Source organism: Burkholderia sp. Bp8963 (assembly GCF_003854275.1).
Taxonomy (GTDB): Bacteria; Pseudomonadota; Gammaproteobacteria; order Burkholderiales; family Burkholderiaceae; genus Burkholderia.
On the sequence record NZ_QTQP01000107.1, the window covers coordinates 1 to 7416 of the forward strand.

A 7416-nucleotide genomic window follows, 5' to 3' on the forward strand; every position below is an offset into this window, starting at 1 on the left:
GTGGTGTTCGCAGAGGTCAACGAAGCGTTTTCAACCCAGTCGTGCTCGTGCTGCGGGACTATCCCGCCCAGCAGTCCGAAAGGTAGGGCCGCACTTGGAATAAGGCAGTGGACTTGCAGCAATTGCGACACGGAACACAACCGCGACACGAACGCCGCAAGGAACATTGCCCGCACGGGACTTCGTGCGCTAGAAGTAGGAATCTCCGGTCTTTAGGCCGGAGAGGAAGTCAATGTTCACGCACCTGCGGGCTGACACACGCTGTGCCACGCTGGATACACAGCGCAGAAAACCTGCCATCTTTGCAACCAATGCCTGCTGCCTACCCCCTGCCTGATGAGGCCGCATCAAGGTCAATTGGACGAAACGCACTTGCAGCTTTTCCGGGGAGCGCAGCTGCAGCCCCGGCTATCCATATCGTCGATATATATGGTTGACATGAAAGCCAGAGCATGGAATGATGCCGCACGTCGACATCAACCATATGCACGATATGAACAAACACATCAATACATCGACTCCGGGTGACACCGCCAGTACGTCCCTCAACGCACCTCCGTTCATGCTGGAAGCTTTTCGCGGAGACATCGCCAACGTCGTGATGCACTATCTGCGCGCACTGGGCTGCATCACCGGTGAGGCGGCGCTTTCGCCCCCCGTCACGCAAGCCGCCTTCAAGGTCACAAATTTCACCGGCCTGTTCGACCCCGAGTGCGTCGCGGCCGATATCGGCCTGACTTACGAAGGCATCCGGGACACGAGTTTCGCGCGCCTGATGGAAGTGCTCTACGACTTCGCCTTTCATGGCAGGCTCGATGCGAGTGCGGAAGCCATGGCGTACGAAAGCACGTACATGTGGATCGCCGATCTGCTGATGGACGCCTGTGAAGGCCACTACGCCGAGCAGTGGGATTCCTACGGAGCAGCTATCAGCACGAGCGCGGAGAACTGCCTGCTCGTCGCCGAACTCGCCAACGCTCGCCACATTCTTGAAGGCGGCGAAGGTTTCTCGTACTTTTCGCGCGGTCGCGGCAAAAGCGACGACTCAACGCTCGACGGCCTGACCATCCGTCAGATGGCCCTGTTGGCCGGCATGGAAGAAATGAGTGTGCGCGCGGCCGCCAATCCGAAACGTGCCAGTCCGCTGAAGACCGATAACGACAACGGCCGGACCTACATCGCGCGCGATATCGCGAAAGCGTGGCTGCAGAGCAAGGGCCGGTATGTTCCGGTCATGCGTTACTGGAGCGCTGAAGAGGTCAATCTGAAGCAGCGGCGCTTCGCTAATCCTCACGAACTGGCTGAAGCGCTGGAAGCGCGACGCAACGCGCTCATGGCGCACCAGGGCAGCACACTGCACGGCGCATTGGTCGCCGCCGGAGTCCCGTTCATGAAGGCGCCCGCCGGGTTCTGCATCGACCCGGACATCGTGGAACGCTTCGACGATGGGAACTTCATGACGCGCATTGCAGAACTGCTCGAACTCCCCACGGACTGGCTGGCGCTGCGCGCGCAGGAAGCGTTCGCGACCAGGCGTCTCGCAGAAATCGAGCGGCAGCTAAGGGCACTGGGCCAGTCATCGGACTAAGTCACTCACGCTCGCGCGTGCCAGGCGCGGCAAAGCCATGCCCCAATGTTTTTCCGAGCTACGCCGTGGTCAGCGCCGAAGGCAAGGTCGTGACGGCCGCGCATCGCACAACCCGTTTCAGACACTAAATATCCTGTTCCGCCACCCTGCACGAGAGACCATGAACAACAACAACCGCTTCTCCGAATTCGCTCCCGCGATCCGCACGCTCGACATCGACCACATCGAGCATCCGGCCGACATTCCCGCAACGTTCCTGCTGGGCCAGGATGCCGCATTGAGCAGCCACTACATTCCGTTCGATTGCGTGAACCCGTCGGCCCGGCTCGTTTTGGTCGGCATCACGCCCGGATTCACACAGTGGAAGAACGCCATGCGGGAAGCCAAACGCCAGTTGCTGGCTGGCGCCACGCTCGATGCCGCACACCAGGCCGCGAAACAGACGGGCGCCTTCAGTGGCGCGATGCGACCGAACCTGATTGCATTGCTCGACCATATCGGTTTGAACCGTTGGCTCGGTCTGTCGAGTTGCGATGCGCTGTTCGGTCCGGCGAGCCATCTGGTGCAAACGACCTCCGTGCTGCGTCATCCCGTTTTCGTCGACGGCAAGAACTACAACGGCACACCGAACATGACCCGGACGCCGTTCCTGCGGCAGCAAATCGAAACACATTTCGCTTTGGAAGCGCGTGCGCTCGATGGCGCCGTTTTCGTGCCACTAGGTCCGAGAGTGACCGAAGCGCTCGACTGGCTGGCGCAACGCGGCGCGATTCGCGCGGACCGGATTCTTCGTGGCTTGCCGCATCCGTCCGGCGCGAACGCCGAGCGCATTGCCTACTTCCTGGGCCGGAAGGCGCGCGGCGCGCTGTCCGCCAAGACCGACGCGGACCGGCTTGACGCGCTCAACCGCGATCTCCAGGCGCGCGTGCTCGCACTTCGATGAATTCGGCGTCCATCGCAACGGCCGCTAGCCAGGGGGCGTGCACCGCGTTGCAGTGTCCCCTTTGCGTTCCTGACAATGGAATCACGTTACGCATGCCGCGCGCCACCTGCACGCTCGACCCGTACAACGCCCGCCGAAATACGCATCATGTTGGGCGAATGAAGACACCTGCCAAGGAAATGGTTTGGGAAGACCAGACATCGTCGCGCTTCAATCTTGCTCGGCGGGCCATGCACAATGGCGGCAACCAGATTGAATTTCGTTTCTTTTCATGAGGTTAGATGAGTCTCCGGGGTACATGAATCGGCACTGGCACGTCCCGTGCATATGTAGCTGCGAGCGCAACGAAACGTGCTCTTTTCCAGACTGCAGCTAACCCAAGGAGATTTACCATGTCCGCACTGATGATCAACGATCTGTCCCGCGCCCAGGAACTCAGCCGCAAGGAAATGGCTTCCGTCAGCGGTGGTAGCGTGTTCGGCAACTTCGGCGTCAACAATATCGCGACCGGCAGCGGCTACTCGTTCGCCAGCCCCAACACCATCACGGCCCCGGTGACTCAGGTCGATGCATCGACCCACCTGGATCTCACCACCGTGACCAATTCGATCAACAACCTCGGCGGCCAGGTCATCGCGAAGCTCGGCCTGTAAGCTTCACGATGCCGCCTCACAGTGGCAGCCGTGTTCGATCGCGTTGCACCGAAGTTCTCCAGACCGCCGCGGGTTTCACCCTCGCGGCGGTTAAAGCCCGCCAAGCGTGTTCCGTTGGCGGGCTTTCTTGCCTGCAAAATCCTGCCGCAGGCGAGCGCCCCGCGTTACCGTTCAGCAACATGCCCGACGTAACGATGCCGTTCCTCGTGAATGCCGGTGAAACCCTCTCTGGCGTCATGCAACGCGCAATGGCACCGGCATCTCCATGGGCTCCATGGACTCCACCGGCTCCACGGGCGTTCGATCGACGCCAAGCGCCAACGCACCGTTGATCTGCTGAACATCCTCCCCCTCCCACAGCGCGCCGACGATACGTTCGCAGGCATGCCCATCTCCGTACGGGTTTGTAGCCTGCGCCATCCGCTGATACGCGTCGGCATCGCCAAGCAGCTCCGATGCGGCATTCAGGATGGTCAGGATATCGGTACCGACCAGCCGAGCCGTTCCCGCTTCGATGGCTTCCGGGCGTTCGGTGGTATCGCGCGTAACGAGCACCGGCTTGCCAAGCGCGGGCGCTTCTTCCTGAATGCCGCCGGAATCGGTAATCACGAAATGCGCCCGGGACATGAGGAATACGAAGGGAAGGTACTCCTGCGGACCAAGGAGGAAGATATTCTCGTGGCCCGACAGGATGATCTCCGCCGGCTCCCTCACCGACGGATTCAAATGGACCGGGTACACGATCTGGAGATCCGGATAGTCGGACGCAAGCATACGCAGCGCGGCGCAAAACTGCCTGAATGGCTCGCCGAAGTTCTCCCGCCGATGCCCTGTCACGAGAACAAGCCGGCGCGCCGGATCAAGGAACGGATATCGCGAGGCGACCTCCGCAGTGAGCTGTGGCTCCTCGTCAAGTCGTCGCTTGATCGCAAGCAGCGCGTCGATCACGGTGTTGCCCGTGAGAACGATGTGTTCCGGCGCCGTACCCTCGGAAATGAGATTTTGCCGCGCCTGCATGGTCGGCGCGAAATGCCACGACGATATGGTGTCCGTGAAGCGACGATTCATCTCCTCCGGCCACGGGGACCTCAGGTTGCCGGTGCGCAACCCCGCTTCGACATGCCCCACGGGAATATGCCGGTAAAACGCGGCGAGACTCGCAGCCAGCGTCGTCGTCGTGTCGCCGTGAACCAGGACGATGTCGGGTTTCGCCTGCTCGTAGACGTTTCCGATACTGCCCAGAATGCTGGACGTGATATCGGTCAGGGTCTGCCTGCTGCGCATCAGATCGAGATCGAACTCCGGTTGGATGTCGAAGAGCTCGAGCACCTGATCCAGCATTTCGCGGTGCTGGGCCGTCACGCATACACTGACACTGAAGTCCGCACATTTCCTCAGCGCATGCACCAGCGGCGCCATCTTGATAGCCTCGGGCCGCGTACCGAATACCACCATTACCTTTTTCACTTTTCTCTCCCCGTGGAACTGCTAAAACCACAATGTCGCGCGCACGACAAGACCCCGCGCGCGCGCCGCTGACGTCAGTGGCAACCGGTATTGCACCGTTACATCCACGTAACTTGCCGGCGCGCTGTATCGGCTTTCGCGAAACCAGTAACGGAACTGCACGCCGGGGCCCACACCAATTGCCGTCTTGTTCGTCTCGCGGTTGTCGTGATCGCCGGCAATCGCCGCGTGCGGGTATACCGTCAGGTGGTCGCTGATCATCGGCAAACGCCAGGTGTGCCCGTAACGCAACTCCGAATAAACGATGTACCGGCCCGCGCTGATGAAGTACGCGCCTTCGACATAGGCCTGCCAGCTACGCCAGCTCGGTTCGGTGACCCTCAGGTCGGTACCCGCTTCCGACGAATAGCCCACGCGCATCAGCCAGTCGGTCATCGACAGGCTGCCGACGCGGAAAAGCCGCTCGGCGGTCATCACGACGTTCTGCTCGGAAAGCGGCTTGTAGCGCACCCCCACCGAACCCTGCACGGTCGGCATGCCGGTCACGTTGCCCGACCCGTCGTATGCCGTGCCGTAGCCGCGCACGAAGAACTGGAGGACACGCCCGTTCTGATATCCGATCTTCGGCGGCTGCCAGTACGCTTCGATACCAGGCTGCAACACGCTGATCGTGCCTTGCGGACCGAACGCGGCCGTCTGGTATGGCGCGCTCAGCACGAAACCCCAGGTGCGCTGCAACTGCTCGATTTCTCGCCGATAGCCGAACTTGCGCTGCTCGTCGAATGTCTGCTCGCTTTCGTTGGCGTCGAGACTATGTTCGAAGAGCTCAACGGACTGCTCGTTCAATCCGACACGTTTGGCGGCATAGCCCGCGTCCGCGTAGTTCATCGCATTGCCCGCACCACCGTTGAAACCCTGCTGAAATGCGCCGAGCGCCTCGCGATCCTTGTGCTCACGCAGGAGGTCATAGGCCATCTGCAACTTCTGTGTCGCGGAATCGTCCGCCGGCGCCAGCGGTGCTTGCTCGGGCTGCCGTGCCTGCGCGACGATCGTCGCGGCCATCTTCCGGTCGGCGTCCGTCGACGCGTCGTTGGCGGCCAGTTCCGCCACGCGGATGGCGCCGTCGCGGTCACCGGCCATCAAGCTCAACTGCGCGATGCGCAGTTGAATCGCGGCTGATCTTTGATCGGCCAACGGCGCCAGTGCAACACCCGCTTCGTGCAAACGACCCGCCGCGAGCGCGCTGTCCGCCCACGCGAGACGCAGGTTGCGCTGCTGATCCCTGCTCCATCTCCCTGTCCCGACGGCGGCCGAGAAATCGCTCACCGCCACGTCGTAACGCATCTGCCGCTGCGCCATGAAGCCGTGCTGCGCCAGCACTGCCACGCTGTTCGGGAAGCGGACCCGCAACGCCTCCACTTGGGCGTCTGCCTGTTCGATTTTCCTTTCTCTCATGAGTACATCCACGAGCAGCAATCCAAGCTGCTCGCTTCCAGGCTGCACCTTCAGCGCACGCAGCGCGTAATCCTCCGCACGAGGAAGGTTGCCGGCGGTGATCGCCTTGTATGCGCCATCAGCCAGTCGGAACGCCTTTGGCGCGAGCGGCTGCGTCGCGTTAGCCTCGGTCTGCCAGACCAACGACAAGGCCGCCGCCAACGCGCTCGCGCGGACGCAGCACTTCAGGCAAACCGCCAGCGGGAGTCTCGAGCTTTTCATGCCTGGTCTCCCGCCGTCTTTTCCGCCGGCAACACCCGCAGCGTCGCCGCATCGCCATCGCGTACTCGCGCGAGTTCGGCAAAGCGCGTGTGCCGGGCAAGTTCGGCGGTAATCTCCGCATCACTGGCAATGAAGTAGGCAACGTTCGCCTTGGCGCCGCGCCTCACGACATCCTGTTCGTCCTGTGTGAGGGGGCGTCCGACCGCAACGTTCAACGTCCCGTCGTCCGAGGTTGAAAACGGGACAGCGCGATATGCGTACTGCAGCTCGAACGCCAGCGAGGCCGCAAAGTGGCCTACCGCCACATTGTCGAGGCTCACTCGGGGCAGTTCCGCCTGCTCTGCGATCGCATCCGCCAGCGAGACGGCCGAGATCGCACTGCTTTCCATCAGCAGCTCGCCCAGTCGCTTGCCGCATGTCAGTTGTGTCTCCAGGCTCGCCTGCAATTTCTCGGGTGTCAGCACGCCCCATGCGACCAGGATTTCGCCGATCTTGCTGCGCGCCTTCCCGAGCGCCTCATTCGACAAGTACGTGTGACTGGTCTTGTCCCATGCGATAGGCTTGCCGCTCACCAGGTGCCCGACATAGATGCGCCACGCCCGACACACCGCGTAAAAGTTGATCAGGTTGTTGACGAACATCCTCGGTATCGAGAGCAGCCCCTGGACCGGGCCGTTCAGCCTGCTGACAAAATGGATGCGCTGTCCGGCGCGGACAAACAGCATCACGGTGTTCACCCACAGCAACGGATTGATCCAGCCGCCCAGCGTAGCGAGGGGCGCGTTGACAGGAACGGCATATCCGCTTCTCTGAAGCACGGCAAGAAAAACGAAGTTGATCAGCACGACATAGGCGAGGCTCTTTTGAAATCTGAATGGGTTATGCGGTATGCGGGTTGATCGAAGTGAAGTCGAGCTTGCCAGCGATCAGGAACAGCACGGTGCGCATAGTTTCGAAGTTCGTGTAGCCGCGAGCACGTCGTTTGGCGGCCTGAAACAGGCCGTTGATGGCTTCCAGGAACCCGTTGGTCTGACGTGTCTGGGACCAGG

9 protein-coding genes are annotated in these 7416 nt (G+C 61.5%); 5 read left to right on the forward strand and 4 right to left on the reverse strand.

Translation table 11 applies throughout. From position 1 onward, the window contains the following. Window positions 1-3 precede the first annotated feature (3 nt). The 5 genes from DID96_RS37155 (at window position 4) to DID96_RS37175 (ending at window position 3184) form a co-directional block, all read left to right on the forward strand. On the forward strand, window positions 4-216 hold the full coding sequence (locus tag DID96_RS37155; RefSeq protein ID WP_260464169.1) for a transposase: 213 nt from the start codon (window positions 4-6) through the stop codon (window positions 214-216). A gap of 241 nt (window positions 217-457) precedes the next feature. Beyond that, window positions 458-1588, forward strand: coding sequence for a hypothetical protein (locus DID96_RS37160; RefSeq protein ID WP_124604235.1), 1131 nt, complete (start codon window positions 458-460; stop codon window positions 1586-1588). Between the two features lie 160 nt (window positions 1589-1748). After that, window positions 1749-2531 (forward strand): hypothetical protein, encoded by a 783-nt coding sequence (locus tag DID96_RS37165; RefSeq protein WP_124604237.1) that lies wholly within the window; start codon window positions 1749-1751, stop codon window positions 2529-2531. Between the two features lie 92 nt (window positions 2532-2623). Next, the gene (locus DID96_RS37170; protein ID WP_124604239.1) at window positions 2624-2806 is read left to right on the forward strand and encodes a hypothetical protein; all 183 of its coding nucleotides are present in this window, start codon (window positions 2624-2626) and stop codon (window positions 2804-2806) included. A gap of 117 nt (window positions 2807-2923) precedes the next feature. Continuing rightward, window positions 2924-3184 carry a hypothetical protein gene (locus DID96_RS37175; protein ID WP_124604241.1) on the forward strand — a complete coding sequence of 87 codons (261 nt, stop codon included), beginning with the start codon at window positions 2924-2926 and terminating at the stop codon, window positions 3182-3184. 234 nt (window positions 3185-3418) lie between these two features. Here the strand turns inward: DID96_RS37175 and wecB are convergent, their stop codons facing one another. The 4 genes from wecB to DID96_RS37195 form a co-directional block, all read right to left on the reverse strand. Continuing rightward, complete coding sequence (gene wecB / locus DID96_RS37180; protein WP_185732497.1) at window positions 3419-4651, reverse strand: non-hydrolyzing UDP-N-acetylglucosamine 2-epimerase; 1233 nt, start codon at window positions 4649-4651, stop codon at window positions 3419-3421. A 21-nt stretch (window positions 4652-4672) separates the two neighbouring features. After that, entirely contained in the window at window positions 4673-6367 is a 1695-nt protein-coding gene (locus tag DID96_RS37185; protein ID WP_124604243.1) for an NfrA family protein, read from the reverse strand. Further along, window positions 6364-7212, reverse strand: a complete 849-nt coding sequence (locus tag DID96_RS37190; RefSeq protein WP_260464168.1) for a hypothetical protein — start codon at window positions 7210-7212, stop codon at window positions 6364-6366. Before DID96_RS37190 ends, DID96_RS37185 begins: the two co-directional genes overlap by 4 nt. 34 nt (window positions 7213-7246) lie before the next feature. Next, the coding region (locus DID96_RS37195; protein WP_148094503.1) for a transposase at window positions 7247-7416 on the reverse strand (170 nt) is incomplete at its 5' end.

Excerpts from the sequence above, each read along its gene's own strand:
- DID96_RS37160 (WP_124604235.1), top strand. The coding sequence starts at position 458 with ATGATGCCGCACGTCGACATCAACCATATGCACGATATGAACAAACAC.
- DID96_RS37165 (WP_124604237.1), top strand. The coding sequence starts at position 1,749 with ATGAACAACAACAACCGCTTCTCCGAATTCGCTCCCGCGATCCGCACG.
- DID96_RS37170 (WP_124604239.1), top strand. The coding sequence starts at position 2,624 with ATGCCGCGCGCCACCTGCACGCTCGACCCGTACAACGCCCGCCGAAAT.
- DID96_RS37175 (WP_124604241.1), top strand. The coding sequence starts at position 2,924 with ATGTCCGCACTGATGATCAACGATCTGTCCCGCGCCCAGGAACTCAGC.
- DID96_RS37185 (WP_124604243.1), bottom strand. The coding sequence starts at position 6,367 with ATGAAAAGCTCGAGACTCCCGCTGGCGGTTTGCCTGAAGTGCTGCGTC.